Origin of the sequence: Oceanisphaera psychrotolerans (genome assembly GCF_001870485.1) — a bacterium.
GTDB lineage: Bacteria > Pseudomonadota > Gammaproteobacteria > Enterobacterales > Aeromonadaceae > Oceanimonas > Oceanimonas psychrotolerans.
In genome coordinates, this window is sequence record NZ_MDKE01000033.1 from 51,495 (window position 1) to 70,883 (window position 19,389).

The 19,389-nt window shown below is 59.5% G+C and carries 17 protein-coding genes and 2 pseudogenes; 9 read left to right on the plus strand and 10 right to left on the minus strand.

Translation table 11 applies throughout. The features are described from left to right. Nucleotides 1–47: 47 nt before the first annotated feature. On the minus strand, nucleotides 48–1,790 hold the full coding sequence (dauA, locus tag BFR47_RS11760; protein WP_071473245.1) for a C4-dicarboxylic acid transporter DauA: 1,743 nt from the start codon (nucleotides 1,788–1,790) through the stop codon (nucleotides 48–50). A 110-nt stretch (nucleotides 1,791–1,900) separates the two neighbouring features. On the opposite strand from dauA, the gene BFR47_RS11765 reads away from it, so the two are divergent. The 4 genes and pseudogenes from BFR47_RS11765 to infA all read left to right on the plus strand — a co-directional run bounded on the left by BFR47_RS11765 (nucleotide 1,901) and on the right by infA (nucleotide 3,782). Beyond that, nucleotides 1,901–2,074, plus strand: coding sequence for a CopG family transcriptional regulator (locus BFR47_RS11765; protein ID WP_071473246.1), 174 nt, complete (start codon nucleotides 1,901–1,903; stop codon nucleotides 2,072–2,074). A 14-nt stretch (nucleotides 2,075–2,088) separates the two neighbouring features. Further along, nucleotides 2,089–2,787: a leucyl/phenylalanyl-tRNA--protein transferase gene (aat, locus tag BFR47_RS11770; protein ID WP_071473247.1), complete on the plus strand. Its 699-nt coding sequence runs from the start codon at nucleotides 2,089–2,091 to the stop codon at nucleotides 2,785–2,787. Further along, nucleotides 2,781–3,487, plus strand: a pseudogene (locus tag BFR47_RS11775) (arginyltransferase). The gene aat and the pseudogene BFR47_RS11775 overlap by 7 nt, the downstream one beginning before the upstream one ends. 76 nt (nucleotides 3,488–3,563) lie before the next feature. Next, nucleotides 3,564–3,782 carry a translation initiation factor IF-1 gene (gene infA / locus BFR47_RS11780; RefSeq protein ID WP_007419779.1) on the plus strand — a complete coding sequence of 73 codons (219 nt, stop codon included), beginning with the start codon at nucleotides 3,564–3,566 and terminating at the stop codon, nucleotides 3,780–3,782. A gap of 169 nt (nucleotides 3,783–3,951) precedes the next feature. Here the strand turns inward: infA and clpA are convergent, their stop codons facing one another. Both clpA and clpS read right to left on the minus strand, forming a co-directional pair. Next, nucleotides 3,952–6,207, minus strand: a complete 2,256-nt coding sequence (gene clpA / locus BFR47_RS11785; RefSeq protein ID WP_071473248.1) for an ATP-dependent Clp protease ATP-binding subunit ClpA — start codon at nucleotides 6,205–6,207, stop codon at nucleotides 3,952–3,954. A 49-nt stretch (nucleotides 6,208–6,256) separates the two neighbouring features. Further along, complete coding sequence (clpS, locus tag BFR47_RS11790; protein WP_071473249.1) at nucleotides 6,257–6,574, minus strand: ATP-dependent Clp protease adapter ClpS; 318 nt, start codon at nucleotides 6,572–6,574, stop codon at nucleotides 6,257–6,259. Between the two features lie 387 nt (nucleotides 6,575–6,961). On the opposite strand from clpS, the gene cspD reads away from it, so the two are divergent. Continuing rightward, entirely contained in the window at nucleotides 6,962–7,171 is a 210-nt protein-coding gene (cspD, locus tag BFR47_RS11795) for a cold shock domain-containing protein CspD (protein ID WP_071473250.1), read from the plus strand. A gap of 79 nt (nucleotides 7,172–7,250) precedes the next feature. Here the strand turns inward: cspD and BFR47_RS11800 are convergent, their stop codons facing one another. Further along, the gene (locus tag BFR47_RS11800; RefSeq protein WP_071473251.1) at nucleotides 7,251–7,844 is read right to left on the minus strand and encodes a YqaA family protein; all 594 of its coding nucleotides are present in this window, start codon (nucleotides 7,842–7,844) and stop codon (nucleotides 7,251–7,253) included. A 142-nt stretch (nucleotides 7,845–7,986) separates the two neighbouring features. Here BFR47_RS11800 and glnD point away from each other — a divergent pair, with 142 nt between their 5' ends. From glnD to dbpA, 3 genes are all read left to right on the plus strand, one after another. Next, nucleotides 7,987–10,617 carry a bifunctional uridylyltransferase/uridylyl-removing protein GlnD gene (gene glnD / locus BFR47_RS11805; RefSeq protein ID WP_071473252.1) on the plus strand — a complete coding sequence of 877 codons (2,631 nt, stop codon included), beginning with the start codon at nucleotides 7,987–7,989 and terminating at the stop codon, nucleotides 10,615–10,617. A 216-nt stretch (nucleotides 10,618–10,833) separates the two neighbouring features. Next, a complete protein-coding gene (gene dapD, locus BFR47_RS11810) occupies nucleotides 10,834–11,865 on the plus strand; it encodes a 2,3,4,5-tetrahydropyridine-2,6-dicarboxylate N-succinyltransferase (RefSeq protein WP_071473253.1) in 1,032 nt (343 codons plus the stop codon). 195 nt (nucleotides 11,866–12,060) lie between these two features. Further along, the gene (dbpA, locus tag BFR47_RS11815; RefSeq protein WP_071473254.1) at nucleotides 12,061–13,440 is read left to right on the plus strand and encodes an ATP-dependent RNA helicase DbpA; all 1,380 of its coding nucleotides are present in this window, start codon (nucleotides 12,061–12,063) and stop codon (nucleotides 13,438–13,440) included. Nucleotides 13,441–13,515: 75 nt separating this feature from the next. On the opposite strand, the gene BFR47_RS11820 is transcribed toward dbpA, so the two are convergent. Together BFR47_RS11820 and BFR47_RS11825 are read right to left on the minus strand one after the other, a co-directional pair. Next, nucleotides 13,516–13,788 (minus strand): DUF3081 domain-containing protein, encoded by a 273-nt coding sequence (locus tag BFR47_RS11820; protein ID WP_071473255.1) that lies wholly within the window; start codon nucleotides 13,786–13,788, stop codon nucleotides 13,516–13,518. Between the two features lie 27 nt (nucleotides 13,789–13,815). Beyond that, nucleotides 13,816–15,714 carry an SLC13 family permease gene (locus BFR47_RS11825; protein ID WP_071473256.1) on the minus strand — a complete coding sequence of 633 codons (1,899 nt, stop codon included), beginning with the start codon at nucleotides 15,712–15,714 and terminating at the stop codon, nucleotides 13,816–13,818. A gap of 275 nt (nucleotides 15,715–15,989) precedes the next feature. Between BFR47_RS11825 and BFR47_RS11830 the strand changes: the two genes are divergently transcribed. Then, on the plus strand, nucleotides 15,990–16,817 hold the full coding sequence (locus BFR47_RS11830) for a CvfB family protein (RefSeq protein ID WP_071473257.1): 828 nt from the start codon (nucleotides 15,990–15,992) through the stop codon (nucleotides 16,815–16,817). 77 nt (nucleotides 16,818–16,894) lie between these two features. Here BFR47_RS11830 and BFR47_RS11835 read toward each other — a convergent pair whose 3' ends face one another. The 4 genes and pseudogenes from BFR47_RS11835 to BFR47_RS11850 form a co-directional block, all read right to left on the minus strand. Further along, entirely contained in the window at nucleotides 16,895–17,335 is a 441-nt protein-coding gene (locus tag BFR47_RS11835) for a flavodoxin (protein WP_071473258.1), read from the minus strand. An 11-nt stretch (nucleotides 17,336–17,346) separates the two neighbouring features. After that, a pseudogene (glsB, locus tag BFR47_RS11840) lies at nucleotides 17,347–18,269 on the minus strand (glutaminase B). After that, on the minus strand, nucleotides 18,270–19,043 hold the full coding sequence (gene truC, locus BFR47_RS11845) for a tRNA pseudouridine(65) synthase TruC (RefSeq protein WP_071473259.1): 774 nt from the start codon (nucleotides 19,041–19,043) through the stop codon (nucleotides 18,270–18,272). After that, nucleotides 19,040–19,375: a YqcC family protein gene (locus BFR47_RS11850; protein ID WP_071473260.1), complete on the minus strand. Its 336-nt coding sequence runs from the start codon at nucleotides 19,373–19,375 to the stop codon at nucleotides 19,040–19,042. The genes truC and BFR47_RS11850 overlap by 4 nt, the downstream gene beginning before the upstream one ends. Nucleotides 19,376–19,389 lie beyond the last annotated feature (14 nt).

Genomic DNA, 19,389 nt, shown 5'->3' on the forward strand with positions numbered 1-19,389 from the left:
CCTGCGGATTGACGTCACCGACCTGGGCATTCACCAGCAGGGCGCACTTATCCCACCACGGTCAGTGGGGCCTTGACCACCTTATCCACCGCTTCCTGCAGCGTAGGGTAAAAGGACAGCTCGCCGGGCACCGGTTGTACCCCGGCTCTGGCCAGGGTCTTGAGCGGCTGATACTGCAGATCTGCCACCACCACTTCCATCCCTCGTTGTCGGCATTGCTCCACGAAACGGTTCAGGGCAACCAGTCCGCCGGCATCCAGAATAGAAACCGCGTCCATATACAGGATGATGCCCCGTTGCTGCCGGCATAATCCCGCCAATTCGCCGAACACCCGATCGGCGGCGGCAAAAAACAGCGGGCCGTTGATCTTGAATACCGACCAGCCTTCCGGCAAAGGCGCCCCCAGCAACTGCCGATGTCCGGAAATATCCGACACCCGGGTCATTTCGGCAATCTCACGCACAAACAGCACCGCCGCCACCAGAATACCGGCGGTGATCGCCAGCACCATGTCGAACAGTATGGTCAACGAAAAGCAGGTCAGAAACACTAGAGCATCACCCACCGGCGCGGTTTTCAGCAACCTGACCGCCTTGTGGGCCTCGCTCATGTTCCAGGCCACCACCATCAGCAAGGCGGCCATGGCCGGCATCGGCAGATAGGCCAGCCATGGCGCCAGTAACACCAGCCCGGTCAGCACCACCAAGGCGTGTACCATGGCGGCCACCGGTGACTCTGCCCCAGCCTTGACGTTGGCAGCCGAGCGGGCGATGGCGGCGGTGGCGGTAATGCCGCCGAAAAACGGGGTTATCACATTACCAATCCCCTGCCCCATCAGCTCGCTGTTGGCACTGTGCCGCTTGCCGGTCATGCCATCCAGCACCACGGCACACAGTAAAGATTCAATCGCACCCAGCATGGCGATGGCAAAGGCGGCCGGCAGCAGATCGCGCAACAGCGCCCAGTTCAACGTCAAGGCCACTCCACCGGGGCCGGGCTGAAGCCAGGGCAAGACCCACTCCGGCAACACCGGCGGGATACCCTGACCGACGCTGCCGTCCGGTAACAGATAACTGAACTGACTGCTGATGGTCGCAATATCCATCCCCTGCCGGTTCAGCAACAGGGTGATGATACTGGCCAGGATCACCGCCGGCAGATGCGCCGGCACCCCGGTTTTAAGTCGGGGCCAGAGCAGCATGACCGCCAGGGTTAACAGTGCAACGGCCAGGCTGGGCCAGTGCAGATGAGGAACAGCCGCCGCCAGCGCCGTCACCTTGCCCAGATAGTGTTCGGGCAGTGCCGCCAGCTCCAGTCCCAGGAAGTCTTTCAACTGCAGGGTGGCTATCACCACGGCAATACCGCCAGTAAAGCCAAGGGTCACCGGCTCGGGTATATACTCGATTAACCTCCCCAGTCTAGCCAGGGCCATGGCCATCAGGATCAGTCCCGACATGCTGGTCGCGAGCAACAGGCCGCCCAGACCATATTGCTGGGCAACGGGATAGAGGATCACCACAAAGGCGGCGGTGGGGCCGGAGATACTGAGCCGGGAGCCACCGGTCAAGGCAATAACAAAGCCGGCGATAATGGCGGTATAAAGCCCGTACTGTGGTGCGACCCCGCTGGCGATGGCCAGCGCCATCGCCAGCGGGGTCGCAATAATACCCACCGTGATCCCGGCCAGCACATCCTTGAGTAGCCTGCGCCGGTTATACGACTCCTGCAGACAGCTTTCGCGCAGGGCATGGCCAACGCGTAACGAAAACAGATGGGCCCGGTGCGACATGGCTCTCTCCCGACGGGTTTTATTAGAATTATTTAAATCGATTATATGCTCATCAATTAATCATTCAATGTTAATATGATTAACATGTTTTGCCGGATACCGGAGCCAATATGGAACAGAAAACCGCTCGCCTGACCCTGCTGATCGAGCCCCGGAAAAAGGAGCTGTTCGAGCAGCTTTGCGCCCAGGAGGATGTGACCCCCTCCCAGAAAGTGCGCCAGTTCATCCGCGACTATATCGAACAAAAAACCGGCCAGGACCGACTCGACGTTAATCCGGACTGACCGCAGGAGCCAGTATGCTGACCTTACTCGATGACCCGCTCTGGTTTCCTGACCCCTCAGAGGCCTTGCTCGAACCCAACGGGTTGCTTGCCGTGGGAGGCGATCTGAGCCCGGAACGGCTGTTGCTGGCCTATCGCATGGGTATCTTCCCCTGGTTTGATCAAAGCCAGCCCCTGTTGTGGTGGTCGCCGGATCCCCGGGCGGTACTGGAGCCCGATAAGCTGCACGTCAGCCGCAGTCTGGCCAGGCTTGCTCGCCGCGGGCAGTACCGGCTGACCATCAACACCGCCTTCGATCAGGTTATCCGCGCCTGCCGCCAGCTGCGGGAGACCCAGGAAGCGGGCACCTGGATCACGGCCGGTATCGAGCAGGCCTATGTTCGGCTGCACCGGCTCGGACACGCCCACTCGGTCGAAGTCTGGCAGGATGAACAGCTGGTGGCCGGGCTCTATGGCATCGGTCTTGGCAGACTGTTTTGTGGCGAGTCGATGTTTCACCGGGTCGACAACGGCTCCAAGCTTGCCATGCTCGGTCTGTGTCGCCACCTGCAGCGCCAGGGGGGAGAGCTGATTGACTGCCAGTTGCCCAACCCGCACCTGATGACTCTGGGGGTCACGACCTGGCCCCGGGCCCGTTTTCTGCATAAACTCAAGGAACTGCAACAGCAGCCTCTGGCACCCAGGTGCTGGCAACCGGATGAGCTGACATTATGAGGGAAGTAAATCTCAAGGTGGGGCTGACGCCCAGACACCAGTGCAGTTACCTGCCCGAGCGGCAGGAGCAGCTGCTGGTGTTGCTCGACAAGGAATTGTTGTGCCTCGAAGGTACGAGCAATTGCTCAGCGCCGGCTTTCGCCGCAGCGGGGCCGACATCTATCGCCCTCATTGCCAGTTGTGCCACGCCTGTGAGTCGCTGCGTATCGACGCCGCCCAGTTCACACCCAGCCGCAGCCAGAAACGCATCAAACGGCTGAACCGGGATCTCCGTGTCAGCCTGAGCGAGCAGCAAAAGCCCGAGTACTTCCAGCTGTATCAGCGTTATATCAACGAACGGCACCAGGACGGCGCCATGTACCCCGCCAGCCGCCAGCAATACGACGGTTTTCTGCTCTGTGACTGGTTGCCGCCGGTGTTTATGGAGTTCTGGCTGGAGCAACAACTGGTGGCCGTGGCCGTCACCGACTTGCTCAACCATGCACTCAGCGCCATGTATACCTTTTACGAGCCCGCTCTGGAGCACCGCTCTCTGGGGACTTTTGCCATCCTGAGCCAACTGCAACTGGCAGCAAAATTAAACAAGAGCTGGTTATATCTGGGCTATCAGGTGGATGATTGCAAGAAAATGAATTATAAACAACACTTCCACCCTCATCAGCGACTCGTGGCCGGACACTGGCAAACGATGAAAGACTGAGCGGAAACTTTACACCCAAGGCGAAATCCGGCATGATCCCTGCCGTTTTTATTGCCTGCGTTAACAAGAGGACTCAATGGCTAAAGAAGACAGTATTGAAATGCAGGGGACCATTTTGGACACCTTGCCGAACACCATGTTTCGCGTTGAGCTGGAAAATGGCCACGTGGTCACCGCTCATATCTCCGGCAAGATGCGCAAAAACTACATCCGTATCCTGACCGGTGACAAGGTCACTGTCCAGCTGACTCCCTACGATCTGTCAAAGGGACGCATCGTCTTCCGCGCACGCTGATCCGTTCGCCAGTCACTCCCTGATCCCACAAGGCGGCGCCTGCTACCGATAGCTGCGCCTTCGGGCGATGTTCTCGCCCCTATTCCGTCAGGCATCCACCTCTTGGATAAAAAATGCCCGGCACCATGATGGTGCCGGGCATTTTGGTGCTTTGCCCGAAGGCCATGACTCAGTGGGCCAGTGAGGCTTCCGACTGATAGTCAAAATGCAGTTTGTCGTCCTCCAGAGTGACTTTAACCGAGCCGCCACCAACCAGTTCGCCGAACAGCAATTCGTTGGCCAGCGGCTTTTTCAGTTGCTCCTGAATGACCCGCCCCATGGGACGCGCGCCCATCGACTTGTCGTAGCCTTGCTCTGCCAACCAGTGCCGCGCCTGCTCACTGACCTCCATCGACACACCCTTGGCATCCAGCTGTGCCTGCAGCTCGACGATAAACTTGTCTACCACCCGGTGAATCACTTCCATATCCAGGTGATTGAACCAGATGATATGGTCGAGCCGGTTACGGAACTCGGGGGCAAAGGTACGATTGATTTCGGTCATGGCGTCATGACTGTGATCCTGCTGCTGGAAGCCGATAGACTTGCGTATCGTTTCCTGTACCCCGGCGTTGGTCGTCATCACCAGTATCACGTTGCGGAAGTCCGCCTTGCGGCCGTTGTTGTCGGTCAGGGTACCGTTGTCCATCACCTGCAGCAGCAGGTTGAACACGTCCTGATGGGCTTTTTCAATCTCGTCGAGCAACACCACCGCATGAGGGTGCTTGATCACCGCATCGGTGAGCAACCCGCCCTGATCGAAGCCCACATAGCCGGGAGGCGCCCCGATCAGCCGGGACACGGTATGGGACTCCATGTACTCGGACATATCGAAGCGAACCAGCTCGATGCCGAGGATCCGCGCCAGCTGTTGGGTCACCTCGGTCTTGCCCACCCCGGTCGGGCCGGCAAACAGGAAGGAGCCGATGGGCCGCTTCTCGTTGCCGAGGCCGGAGCGACTGAGCCGAATGGAGTCGGTCAGCACTTCTATTGCCTGATCCTGGCCGAACACCACCATCTTGAGTTTGGGCTCCAGATTCTTCAGTGCCTCCTTGTCGGAGCTGGATACGGATTTTTCCGGAATACGGGCAATCTTGGCCACGATGGCCTCGATATCGCCGACACCGATGGTCTTCTTGCGCTTGGAGGGCGGCATCATGCGGATTTGCGCGCCCGCCTCGTCGATGACGTCTATCGCCTTGTCGGGCAGATGACGGTCGTTGATGTATTTGGCAGACAGCTCGGCCGCCGCCCGAATCGCCTTGCTGGTATAGCGCACATCATGATGTGACTCGTAACGGCTCTTCAGCCCCAGCAGTATCTTGGTGGTGTCATCCACCGATGGCTCCAGGATATCGATTTTCTGGAAACGCCGCGCCAGGGCCCGGTCTTTTTCGAAAATCTGGCTGTATTCCTGATAAGTGGTCGAGCCCACACAGCGGATCTGACCGCTGGACAACATGGGTTTCAGCAGGTTGGCCGCATCGAGCTGACCACCCGAAGCCGCGCCGGCACCGATGATGGTATGAATTTCATCGATAAACAGGATGGCGCCTTTCTGCTTCTCGAACTGCTTGAGCAACGCCTTGAAGCGCTTCTCGAAATCGCCCCGGTACTTGGTGCCGGCCAGCAAAGAGCCCATATCCAGCGAGTAGATGGTGCTGTCGGCAATGATTTCCGGTACATCCTTGTGCACGATGCGATAGGCCAGTCCTTCGGCAATGGCCGTTTTACCCACACCAGCCTCCCCCACCAGCAGCGGGTTGTTCTTCCGCCGGCGACACAAGACCTGGATAGCACGATTGACTTCATGATCCCGACCGATCAGCGGATCGATACGGCCTTCCTTTACCCACTGGTTCAGGTTGATCACAAAGCCTTCGGTCTGGTTGCTGGCCGCCTCATCGGTATTTTCTTCCTGCTGCGCGGGCGGAGCCTCTTCCTGCACGCCGTCCTTGCGTACGCCATGGGACAGGAAGTTGACCACATCCAGCCGGCTGATCTGGATCTTCTTCAGCAGATACGCCGCCTGGGATTCCTGCTCGCTGAAAATGGCCACCAGCACGTTGGCGCCGGTCACCTCGGCATTGCCGGAAGACTGCACATGAAACACCGCTCGTTGCAGCACGCGCTGAAAACCGAGAGTGGGTTGCGTTTCGACTTCGTCGTCCCCCACCGGTATCAAGGGTGTGGTCTGTTCGATAAAGGTATGAATTTCGCGGCGCAGCTGCTCAAGTTCTGCGCCACAGGCCACCAGGGCCTCCTGGGCAGATGGGTTATCCAACAGCGCGAGTAGCAGGTGCTCCACCGTCATAAACTCGTGGCGAGCACGACGCGCTTCGTTGAAAGCGTCGTTCAGTGTGCTCTCAAGGTCTTTGTTCAACATAGGCACCTCCCCTAAAAAACTGCGGTGTCCCGTTGCGGCGGGTGTTTACTTATTCCTGCTCCATGGTGCACAACAACGGATGTTCATGCATACGGGCAAACTTGTTCACTTGCGCTACCTTGGTTTCTGCGATGTCTGCGGTAAACAGACCGCAGACTCCTTTCCCCTGATAATGAACCGCCATCATCACCTGCGTGGCCTTGTCCATATCCATTACAAAGAATTTTTGCAGCACCTCCACCACAAAATCCATGGGGGTGTAATCGTCATTGTTCAGGATGACCTTGTACATAGGAGGGGGCTGCAGCGCAGTTTCTTCCACCTCTTTTAACTGATCACCATCGGACTGCTGTGTTCTCCTGCTCATACATTTACTCTAAATCACTGTTCCAAATCGCGCTACAGAAGTCGACTCCGGATTTGGTGCCGCTGCCTGCAGCCGTTCCAGGCAAGGGCCTGAGGCCGGCCAGTGTCATCAGGATATCAGGAACACGTTATCGAGTCTTTCCTTCACACTACCGCTTACGCTGCCGCTGTCAACCGTCTTTACCATGGCGTAATGCGATAACAAACAAACGCTTGACTCGCCCCGATGATTGACTAGAGTGAGCGATAGGTGACCATTGAATTAAGTGCTGCATGGCGCCTTGCATTCAGGGTCACCGCATCCGGCAGGTAACCGCCTGTCGTTGAAATTGGCTGCTGCCAATTACTCAATGTTGTTTTGGATGTTTGAGCAAAAGGATGCAGATGCATGACGACCGGTACGGTGAAGTGGTTTAATAATGCTAAGGGATTTGGCTTTATCTGCCCGCAAGAAGGCGGCGATGATGTGTTCGCACATTTCTCCACCATTCAAATGGACGGATACAGAACCCTGAAAGCGGGCCAGTTGGTACAGTATAAGATTCAGGCAGGACCCAAGGGTAACCATGCGGTAAGCATAGTTCCCTGCGACTCATAATAAACAAGCACGGATACACAGTATCTAGAAAACAAGGCGCTTCGGCGCCTTTATTGTATCTGCGGCCACGCCACCCACCTTACCCAGTCAACCACCAGTTCAGACCATAACCGAGCAATGCCATTGCCAGCAGGGTCAACCCCAATGGCCGGGCATGACGGCGAAACAGCGTCATCGCCTGCTCGCCGAACAACTGCACCAGCACCGCCAGACCGAAATAGCGAATTCCCCGTGCCAGTGTCGCCGCCAGCATAAAGCTGGTCAGCGGGTAGTCGGCGGCGCCAGCCGCCAGCATCGCAACCTGAAACGGCACCGGCGTCACACCGACCACCACTATCGCCATAAAGCCCTCATTCGCCAGGGTCTGTACAAAACGATCATAGGCATCGGTCGCATCCAGAACCTCAAGCAGCCATTGTCCCAGGCTGTCGAACAGCCAGTTGCCAAACCAGTAACCCAGCAGGGCGCCGCACAAGCATCCGGCCAGTGCGACCGAGGCCAGCAGCCAGCGCCGTCGAGGCTCCAGCAGCAACAACGGGATCAGCATCAGCTCAAGGGGAATGGGAATGATGATTGCCTCCAGCAAGGCGGCGCAGAACAGCACCGGCAGCAAATACCCCGACCCGACCATACGGCGAATCCAGCTTGGCAACTCGGCAGGGGCTGGCGTCATGGTGAACTCCAAACAGATTGACCACCGCCATGATAGCAGTGAAACGGGATTGATCGCCCCTCCTCCACCGATGGATCTGCTTCCCCACTCGAGCCGACTTTGTTAACGTAGGCCTTTACCGTACACAAGGATTTTTTTCTCTATGGATGCCAGCCTGCTTGCCCCGGCCCTGCTCGATCCCGCCGATCTGACCTTGCCCAAATGCAAGGAAATACTGGCTCGCCTGCAAGACTGGCTGGAGCAGCGCTTCAACGCCGGCGACGATATCATGGAGCTGGTGGTGACCCGCTCTCAGCACATGGACCAGCTGCTGACCGGACTGTGGCAACGGCACGAACTGGATAAAGCCTCGCAACTGGCGCTGGTGGCCGTGGGCGGCTACGGCCGGGGCGAGCTGCACCCCTATTCGGATATCGATTTGCTGATCCTGAGCAATGGTGCCCCGGATCCGGCTCTGGATGAGCGCATCGGCAGCTTCGTCACCCTGTTGTGGGATCTGCGCCTGGAAGTCGGCCACAGCGTGCGTTCGGTGGCAGAGTGCATCGAGGAAGGCAAAAAAGACATCACCGTTGCCACCAACCTGATCGAAGCCCGGTTGATCACCGGTTGCTACGATACCTTTGCCGAGCTGAACCAGGCGACGCAGCCGGATAAATTCTGGCCCAGTCAGGCCTTCTTCGAAGCCAAGCGTGAAGAACAGGAGAACCGGCACCGGCAGTTTCAGGACACCAGCTACAAACTGGAGCCGGACATCAAGAGCAGCCCCGGCGGCCTGCGCGATATCCAGACCATCAGCTGGGTCGCCCGTCGCCATTTTGGTGCCGCCACCCTGAGTGAAATGGTCAGCCACGGCTTTCTCAGCAAGGCCGAATACCGCGAGCTGCTCGACTGTCAGAACTTCCTGTGGAAGCTGCGCTTCGCCCTGCACATGTCGATCCACCGCCCCGACAACCGGCTGTTGTTCGACCGCCAACGGGCAGTGGCCACCGCGCTGGGCTTTGCCGGCGAGGGCAACGGGCCGATAGAACAGATGATGAAGCACTTCTATCAGACGATACGCCGGGTAGCCGAGCTCAACGAAATGCTGCTGCAGCTGTTCGATGAAGCCATACTCGGCCATATCGCCATGGACGTGAAGATGCTCACGCCCGAGTTCCGCCTGCGCGGACGACTGATCGATGTCATCAGGCCAGAGCTGTTCCGGGAAGAGCCCGCCGCGATACTCCGACTGTTTTACCAGATTGCCGCTCATCCCCAGATCACCGGCATCTACTCTACCACCCTGCGCCAGCTGCGGGATGCCCGCCGCCGGCTGACCGGCTTTCTGTGCGAGCGAGCCGATTGCCGCCGGTTGTTCATGATGCTGATGCGCCATCCGGGAGGGTGTGACCTGGCGCTGACCCTGATGCATCGCTACGGTATTCTCGCCGCCTATTTTCCCCAGTGGAGCAAGATCGTCGGCCAGATGCAGTTCGACATGTTTCATGCCTATCCGGTCGACGAGCATACCCACCGACTGCTGAAAAACATTTATCTGTTCCGCAAGCCAGACGCCAAACGCAGCCACCCGCTGTGCTTTGACATCTGCAGCCGGTTGCGCAAGCCCGAGCTGCTCTACCTCGCCGCGCTGTTTCACGACATCGCCAAGGGCCGGGGTGGCGATCACTCCGAACTCGGGGCGGAAGACGCGCTGGCATTCTGCCTGCAGCACGATCTCGACAAGTCAGACGCCCGTCTGGTGTCCTGGCTGGTGCGCCAGCACCTGCTGATGTCGGTCACCGCCCAGCGCCGTGACATTTATGACCCGGATGTGATCAGCGAATTCGCCACCCAGGTCCGGGACGAGCTGCGTCTGGACTTCCTCTACTGTCTGACCGTGGCCGATATCTGTGCCACCAACGATCACCTGTGGAACGACTGGAAAGGCAGCCTGCTGCGCGAGCTCTACTTCGCCACCCAGAAAGCGCTGCGCCGGGGCCTGGAAAATCCGCCGGATCTGCGCCTGCGCATCCGCGAGAACCAGCGCCAGGCCCGCCAGATCCTGGAACAGCTGGATACCCCCTTCGAACGGATAAAACCGCTGTGGGTACGCTTTACCGCCGATTATTTTCTGCGTCATACCCCGGAGCAAATCGCCTGGCACAGCCGTCATATTCTGGTCCACGACGACGACCGACGGCCCTTGGTACAAATCAGCCAGCAACCAGGCCGGGGGGGCAGTGAGCTGTTCATCTACAGCCCCGACTCCCCCAACCTGTTCGGCCGGGTAGCGGCGGCACTGGATCAGAAGAATCTCACCATTCACGATGCCCAGATCATGACCTCCAGAGACGGTTATGCCCTGGACACCTTCATCGTACTCGAACCCGATGGTCAGCCGGTCAGTGGCGATCGACTCGGCGATCTGTGCCAGAGCCTGAGCGAAGTGCTGCTAATCCCGGCTCCGCCCATGGTGCGCATCCGCCCTCCTTCGCGCCGGCATCGGGAGTTTACCGTGAATACCCAAGTGAATTTTCTGCAGCCGCTGCGACCGACCAAACGCTCCCTGATGGAGCTGGTGGCACTCGACACCCCCGGTCTGCTGGCCCGTATCGGGGCCATATTCAGCCGACTGGGACTGAACCTGCATGCCGCCAAGATCACCACCATCGGTGAGCGGGTAGAAGATTTCTTCAGCCTGACCAACAGCGAAAACCGGCCACTTAACGAGCAGGAACAGGCCTTGTTGCGAGAAAAAGTGGTCGAGGAGCTCAACCAGGACGGCAAAATATGATAAAAGATGCGTCAGATTTGAATCAATAAACAGGAAAGGCGTGTTGGATGTCTGCACGGCAAACCATTATTCAGACCGCCTTTGAGCCTCGCGATACCATTCTCGCTGAACGATTCAACAAACCGTCAGGCTCGTCCTGCAACTGATTGACACCCGGCTGGCCGCCCTGCGCACCAGCCGATTACCAATTCAAACCAAATTAACGGAGTTACCACGATGGCAAACTTTGCTTTCGGTCTGGGTGTGGGCACCAAGTCCGCCAAAAATGAATGGCTGGAGGTTTACTACAACCTGCCGCTGCTGAACGCGGATGACGCACTGATTAACGCAGTTGCTGCCAAGATCGGTTACGAAGGCGGCAACGCGGCAATCGAAATCGGCACGGCACAGCTGAACGATCTGCAGGCGGCCTTTCTGTCCGTGGGCGCCGCAGATCAGGCCGAGATCGCCGACACTCTGGCCGGCACCAGCCAGCCATTGGTGGTGACCATTCTGGAAACCGATGCGGCACCGGCAAGCACTGCCGAGGTTTACCTGAAACTGGCGCTGCTGTCTCACCGTCTGGTCAAGCCGCACGGCCTGGATCTGTCCGGTATGTTCGGCCTGCTGCCCAACGTGGCCTGGACCTCTGAAGGGGCCATCGCGGTAGACGAACTGGCCAAACGCCAGCTGGCCGCCCGAGCACAGGGTCGTACCATCAGCGTCAACTCTGTCGACAAATTCCCGAAAATGACCGACTACGTGGTACCGGCCGGCGTGCGTATCGGTGATGCATCCCGCATCCGTCTGGGCGCTCATGTGGGCGAAGGCACCACCGTCATGCACGAAGGTTTCATCAACTTCAACGCCGGTACCCTGGGCGTCAGCATGGTTGAAGGCCGCATCTCTGCCGGTGTGGTGGTCGGTAACGGTTCCGACCTGGGTGGCGGTTGTTCCACCATGGGTACCCTGTCCGGCGGCGGTAACATCGTCATCTCGGTTGGCGAAGGCAGCCTGCTGGGCGCAAACGCCGGCCTCGGTATCCCGCTAGGCGATCGCTGCACCATCGAGTCGGGCCTTTACATCACCGCCGGCGCGAAAGTGACCGTGCTGGATGATCAGAACCAGGAAGTGCAGACGATTAAAGCCGCCGAGCTGGCCGGTAAATCCGACCTGCTGTTCCGTCGCAACTCCCAGAATGGCCGCATCGAGGTGAAAACCAACAAGTCTGCCATCGAGCTGAACGCCGAGCTGCACAAACACAACTAAATTCGTATCAGCCAGTCTCGCACCGCCGAACAAGCGCGAGGCCAGGCTTCACCAGTTAAAACGGCGCTGTCTGGTACAGCGCCGTTTTTTGTTGCTCCTGCATCGGGCCAAAAAAACGCCACCCACGCCGCTTTTCTGCTATGATGCGGCCCCGCCTGTGAGCGACCCTATTTATCTGATATCAAGAGCTTCTCCGTGACCAACACCGAATTTTCCACCCTGTCCCTGGACCCGTCCCTGATCGCCAACCTGACCAGCCTGGAATACACCCGGATGACCCCCATTCAGGCCCAGAGCCTGCCGTTAATGCTGACAGGCAAGGACGTCATCGCCCAGGCCAGCACCGGCAGTGGCAAAACCGTGGCCTTTGGCCTGGCTCTGCTGGCCCGGCTCGACGTCAACCGGTTGGGCGTACAGACCATGGTGCTGTGCCCCACCCGCGAACTGGCCGATCAGGTCGCCCGCGAGCTGCGTCGTCTGGCCCGGGCCATGGCCAACGTCAAGCTGGTGGTGCTCTGTGGTGGCTCCCCCACGGCGGCACAAACCGCCTCGCTCGAATTCGGTGCCCACATCGTGGTCGGCACCCCGGGCCGCATGCTCAAGCATCTGGAACAGGGCAGCCTGGTGCTGGACGATCTGAACACCCTGGTGCTGGACGAAGCGGATCGCATGCTGGACATGGGCTTTACCGACGACATTCAGCGTGTGGTCGCCTTTGCCCCCAAACAGCGCCAGACGCTGCTGTTCTCGGCCACCTATCCCGAAGGCATCGCCGACCTGAGCCGCGGCCTGCAGCAACAGCCGGAGCGGGTATCGGTCGCCGATGAGTTTCGTGCCGACACCATAGTGCAATTGCTGTTCGAAGTCGTACCCGCTCAGCGCAAACAGGCGCTGGCCACCCTGCTGGCCCACTATGCGCCGCGCTCGGCGGTGGTATTCTGCAATACCAAACGCGCCTGTCAGGAAGTGGCCGATCACCTGACCACCCTCGGCTTTGCCGCCCTGGCACTGAACGGTGATCTGGAACAGCGGGAGCGGGATCAGGTGCTGGTACGCTTCGCCAACGGCAGCGCCAATATTCTGGTGGCCACCGATGTGGCGGCCCGCGGCCTGGATATCAAGGAACTGGCGGCGGTAATCAATTACGACATCACCCAGGATCCGGAAGTACATGTACACCGGGTCGGCCGTACCGGTCGTGCCGGCCAGCAGGGCCTGGCGCTGAGCCTGTACAGCCCGCAGGAAGCCTACCGGGTCAACATGATTGAAGAATACCAGCAGGCGCCCATCGTGCAGGGATCCCTGGCCGAGCTGAACGGCAACATGGCGCCGCTGCAGCCGGAAATGGTGACCCTCAATATCGCCGGTGGTCGCAAAAGCAAGATCCGCGCCGGCGATATTCTCGGCGCCCTCACCGGCGAGGCCGGCATTGCCGGTGCTCAGGTGGGCAAGATTAATATCTCCGAGATGCAGTCTTATGTGGCGGTACACCGCGATGTAGCCAAGCAGGCGCTGAAGCATCTGCAACAGGGTAAAATCAAGGGCCGTACCGTCAAGGCACGCCTGATAGGCTGAACGATGGCATGTCCTTTTACGCCAGGCGTGAAGGGACATGACTTGTTTCAACGAGGCGGGTTCACCGGATAACGCTCAGGCATCGCCGTCGTTGAAGTGCCGGTGAATATAATCGATCTTCGCCATAAACTGCTCCTTCAGCGTGTTATTGGCATAGTCGAACCGATAACTCTGGTGAAAATTCAACTGCAGCGTGACACCACTGCCCGATAACACCACGCTGTAACCGTCAAAATCACTGCTCGCCACTATTCCTTCCAGCATATGCCCATCTTCGTGAGGCTCGCCAAAACGCTGAATCTTGTCGAACACCTCCAGTATGGTTTTGTTTTCCAGTTCGTTTTGCATCGTCGTTTCCTCATTGTCACTCGTATCTCAAAGCGGCCACACCCATAGCAGCATGGGGATGCTGACCAGCACCACCAGCAGCTCCAGCGGCAGCCCAAGACGCCAGTAGTCACCGAAGCGGAAGCCTCCCGGCCCCAGGATCAGGGTATTGTTCTGGTGCCCTATCGGCGTCAGAAAGGCGCAGGAGCCGCCGATGGCCACCGCCATCAGGAAGGGATCCATGCTCACACCCAGCTGGCTGGCGGTGCCGATGGCAATGGGGCACATCACCGCCGCCGTCGCCGCGTTATTCATCAAATCCGACAGCGTCATGGTCACCACCAGAATCAGCACCAGGGCGACAACGGCATGCCCCTGGGCCACGCCGTCCAGCAGCAGGCCGGCGATCAGCTCGGCGGTGCCGCTGGACTCCATCACATCGGCCACCGGGATCAAGGCGCCCAGCAACACCACCACCGGCCAGTCGACGGCGGTATAGACGGAACGGGGCGGCACGGTACGCAGTACCATGGACGCCAGCACCCCGGCGGCGAAAGACACCGCCGCCGGCAGCAACCCAAAGGCAGCGGTGGCGACCGAGGCTGCCATGATGCCGGTGGCCATCACCGCCTTGCGTTTATCGGGAATGCGCAGGTCTCGCTCGGCCAGAGGCACGCATCCGGTACTGGAGGCAAACTCGGCTATCGCCTCCGGCCCCCCTTGCATCAGCAGCAAGTCACCGGCCCTGAACGCCAGGGCCCGCAGCCGCTTGATCGAACGCTGGCCCTGACGGGAGACCGCCAGCAGATTGACACCGTAACTGGTACGCAACTGTATCCCTCTGGCCGTACGTCCCAGCAATTCGGAACTGGGCAGAATAACCAGCTCCATCAGCACGATTTCATCGGACGTATCGACATTGCTTGCTTCCGAGCTCTCCTCTTCCTCTGTGGCCTTCTCGACCGAACTCTCGGTCTCGACAGGCTCTTTCGTTTTTTCCTGCTGTACTTCTTCTTTCGTCGCCCTGGCCTTTTCTTTCTGTACTTCTTCTTTCGTTGCCTTGGCTTCTTCCAGTTTCAGGCCGAGGCTGGACAGCGCATGAGACAGGGTTTCTGCTTCGGCTTCCAGCATCAGAATATCACCGGCCCGGGTCCGCCGACGCGGGCTGGGTGGCATCACCCGCACTTCATTGCGCACCAACCCCAACACCTGGGCATCGGCCTCCACCAGCGCCTGCTCTATTTCTCTCAGGGTCAGGCCTTCGGCCTTGCAGCCAGCCGGCACCCGCGCTTCGGTGATATAGGCGCCGGAGTCGAAGCCCTCCACCCCGGATTGCTTGCGTCCCGGCACGATGCGCCAGCCAATCAGGGCGACAAAGCCCACTCCCAGTGCCGCCACCGCCAGGCCGACCGGAGTGTAATCGAACATGCCAAAACCGCTGCCGCCGCTGGCCTGCCGAAAGCCGGCAACAATCAGGTTGGGTGGGGTACCAATCAAGGTGGTCATACCGCCGAGTATGGTGCCGAACGCCAGCGGCATCAGCACCTTGCCCGGTGGTAATTGCTGGCGTCTGGCCATCTGAATCGCCACCGGCATCAGCAGCGCCAGGGCACCGACGTTGTTCATGAAGGCCGACAGAATGGCCCCCAGACCGGTGAGGGCGGCAATGGACAGGGTGGGACCGGCCTGGGAGGGCAGCAGATGACGGGTCAGCACATCGACGGCCCCGGAATTCTGCAAGCCTTTGCTCAACACCAGCACGCAAGCCACGGTGATCACCGCCGGGTGGCTCAGGCCGTCGAAGGCGGCGTCGGCCGGCACCAGGCCGGTCAGGATACAGGCCAGCAAGGCCCCGGCCGCTACCATGTCATGACGCCACCGCCCCCAGAGAAACATCAGGACGGTAGCAACGAGAATAACGACAATGGTGATTTGTGGCTGGTTCATGCTATTTTCGGCTCCTGAACATGGACGGGAGTAGCTGTGCGGAAGTGTGCATTGTGGCCCAGCCAGAATCACGCGTTGCGTTTCTCCTGCCAACGCGGCCGCTCAGCCCTCCGAGTGTAGCAGTCTTTTTGCTTTGTCTTGCAACACAGACCTTATAATACATTGAATTTAAAAGCTTAACTCCATATTAAGTGCCCGAAGCGCTCATGTAACAACAGTGGTCTTTGTCGCCCGGGCAGGCTAAGATCGATTCTTTTACGAATACGGTAATGCTCATGATCAAGCTTGGCGATAACAACACCCTGCCCCTGCTGCGACTGGACGATAAAGGCGGCTGGCTGGACGCCGGTGAATATGGCGAGGCGTTCATGCCCCGCCGCCAGTTACCCGCCGGTTGTCAGCCCGGTGATGAGATAGCGGTATTTATCTATCTGGACTCGGATCAGGAACCGGTGATCACCACCGACAAGCCCAAGGCGCGGGTGGGTCAGTTTGCGTCACTGAAAGTGGTCACCACCAACCGGCTCGGTGCCTTCCTCGACTGGGGCATGAAAAAAGACATCTTCGTCCCCCAGCGCAGCCAGTCCCGCCCGATGCAGGAAGGTCGCAACTACGTGGTCTATCTGTATCTGGATCATGAGGGCCGCATGGTGGCCAGCAGCAAACTGGACAGCTTCCTCAGCCGGGAGCTGCCGCCCTACCGCCCCGAACAGGAAGTGGATCTGCTGATTGCCGAGCACACCCAGCTCGGCTTCAAGGCGGTGGTCGACAACCGCTTCTGGGGTCTGCTGTTCAAGTCCGACATTTCGGGCCGGGTGCCGGTAGGTCTGGCCACCAAGGGCTATATCAAGCAGGTCCGTGATGACGGCAAGATAGATCTGACCCTGTTCAAGCCCGGCCCGGCCAAGGTGGACGCCGCCGCCCAGGCGGTGCTCGACCGACTGGAGCTGGCCGGTGGCTTCATGCAGGTCAGCGACAAGACCGATCCCGACACCATCTTTCGCATGTTCGGCATCAGCAAAGGCACCTTCAAGAAGGCCATCGGTGGCTTGTACAAGCAGGGCAAGATCCTGATAGAGGCAGAGGGTATCCGCAAGCAGTAAGCGGTAAACCACGCCATACAAACAAACACGGCGCCGTTTCTGACGGCGCCGTGTTTGTTCTGGTCGCGGGCGGTTTACTAAATCTGCGCCATCCAGCCTTTCAGCCAGGCCAGCGCCGGCTCTTCCGGCTCCAGGGTTTCGGTGGCATCCACCTGCAGCCGCGGGGTGACCGCCTGCGCCTGCAGCTCCTGCAGCAGTTCATCGACCTGGCGGCCGGCACCGCAGAAATTATCGTAACTGCTGTCACCCAGGGCCACCAGCGCATAACGCAGCTGCGGCATGGGAGGACAGCACTCTCGCATCTCTTCAAACAGCGGCACCAGGTTGGGCGGTATGTCACCCTGACCGGTAGTGGAGGTGACAAACAACCAGAAGCGGTCCTGGTCAAGATCCGCCAGCACCGCGTCCTCATGCAACCGCACCTGATGACCGGCCTCGGTCAGGGCCTGCTCCAGCGTCTCGGCCACCAGCACTGCCGAGCCGTATACGGTACCGATAATAATCTCTACTGCTGCCATTGTTACTCCTGTCAGAAAAGTCGTAAATCCAGGGACCGGGACAATTCTTCCAACGCCCAGATCCCCGCCACCGAGTTGCCGTAACCATTCAGCTCGGGTGACCAGACACACACGGTGAAGCGCCCCGGCACCACCGCCACTATCCCCCCGCCTACCCCCGATTTGGCGGGCATTCCCACCCGGTAGGCAAAATCGCCGGCCGCATCGTACAGACCGGAGGTAAACAGCAGGGCATTCAGTTGCTGGGTCTGCAACCGGGACAGCCACTGCTCGCCGGTCACCACACAACGGCCGCCGTTGGCCAGAAAACTGAGGCCCGCGCCAGATCCACACAACTCATGGACAGGGCACAGTAGCTGAAATAGGCCTTCAGTACCTCATCGACTTCGTTATGAAAATTGCCGAAGCTCTTCATCAGGTTGGCCATGGCCGCATTGCGAAACCGGTGCTCGTACTCGGAGTTGGCCACGCGATGATCGATGCGGATGGCCGGGTTGCCCGCCCGCAGCCGCATGGCCTCGAGCAAGGCGTGTACCGGCGCCGACAGCCGCGAGCTGAGCGCATCCACCACCACCAGCGCCCCCGCATTAATAAAGGGGTTGCGCGGCATGCCCCGTTCGAACTCCAGCTGCACCAGCGAGTTGAAGGCATGGCCCGAGGGCTCCTTGCCCACCCGTTGCCAGAGATCATCGCCGTAGCGCTGCTGGGCCATGGCCAGGGCAAACGCCTTGGAAATACTCTGGATGGAAAAGGACTCGGCGGCATCGCCGCTGCAGTACAGCTCGCCTTCCAGGGTGCAGATGGCCATGCCGAAGCGGTCGGCAGGCACCCGCGCCAGCGCCGGAATATAATCCGCCACCGCGCCCTGGCCAAAGCGAGCCCGGGCTTCCTGATTGATTCGGTCGAGTAGGGGCTGAAGTGTCACAGAATACATCTAACCTGCTGAAAAGGAGGATCTTAACCCGAGAGGCCCGGATGAATCGAGCGCCATACGCCAATCAAAGTCGTCGAGCAATCCTTGCCAGTGTCTGTCCAGACCGGCCTCCAGCGCCAGGGGGGCACCGCTGAGCGGATGGGCCAGCGTCAGTCGGTTGGCATGCAGCATCATGCGCTCGCAACCGTATTGCTGACGAAAGAAGCGATTATGGCGACCATCACCGTGACTGGTATCACCGACAATGGGATGGAACAGGTGAGCCATGTGCCGTCGCAGCTGGTGTTTGCGGCCGGTTTCCGGGGTGAGCCGCACCAGGCTGTAACGGCTGGTATCGTGTTTTTTCGACACCGCAAAAGGCAGTTCGATTTGCGCCAGCGTCTGCCAGTGGGTCACCGCCGGCTGGGCCGGCTTGTCCGCATCGGCAAACTTGTCGGCGATGTCATCCAGCTGGTGACTCAGGGCATAGTCCAGCGTGCCCTGCGCCGGCATATAGCCGCGCACCACCGCCAGATAGTGCTTGTCGACCCGGCGTTCGCCAAAAGCCTCGGTCAGGGTGCGGGCCACCCCGGCGCTCTTGGCAAACAGCAGGACGCCCGAGGTCGGGCGGTCGAGCCGGTGTACCGGAAATACATGACAGCCCACGGCGTCCCGGGTCAGCTGCATGGCGAAACGGGTTTCGCCCTTGTCCAGCCAACTGCGGTGTACCAGCAAACCGGCGTCCTTGTTGATCGCCACCAGTGACTCGTCTTCATAGATAAGTTCGACGCTCATGCTTCGCGCTGCACCGGCTGGCCAGACAGGCGTTCATCCAGCCGGGCGATGGCCTCTTCCAGGCCGGCCGTGTCTTCCGGCAGCGGTTTGAAGCTTTCCACCGCCATGGGGTAGATGGATATCCGGCTCGGCAGGGGAGCACCGGCATCGAGCAGCGCCTGCATCCGTGGCAGCAGCACAAACTGCAACCACTGGGGGAAACTCAGGGTATCCAGGCAAAACGGCTCGGTGCTGGCCAGGGCCCGGGCGGACGGCGGCACACTTTCCCACCAGGACAAGGCTTTCAGCTCACGCTCAATGGCATGCAACAGTATTTGGGGTTCGGCAGACATCGGCAACTTCCTCT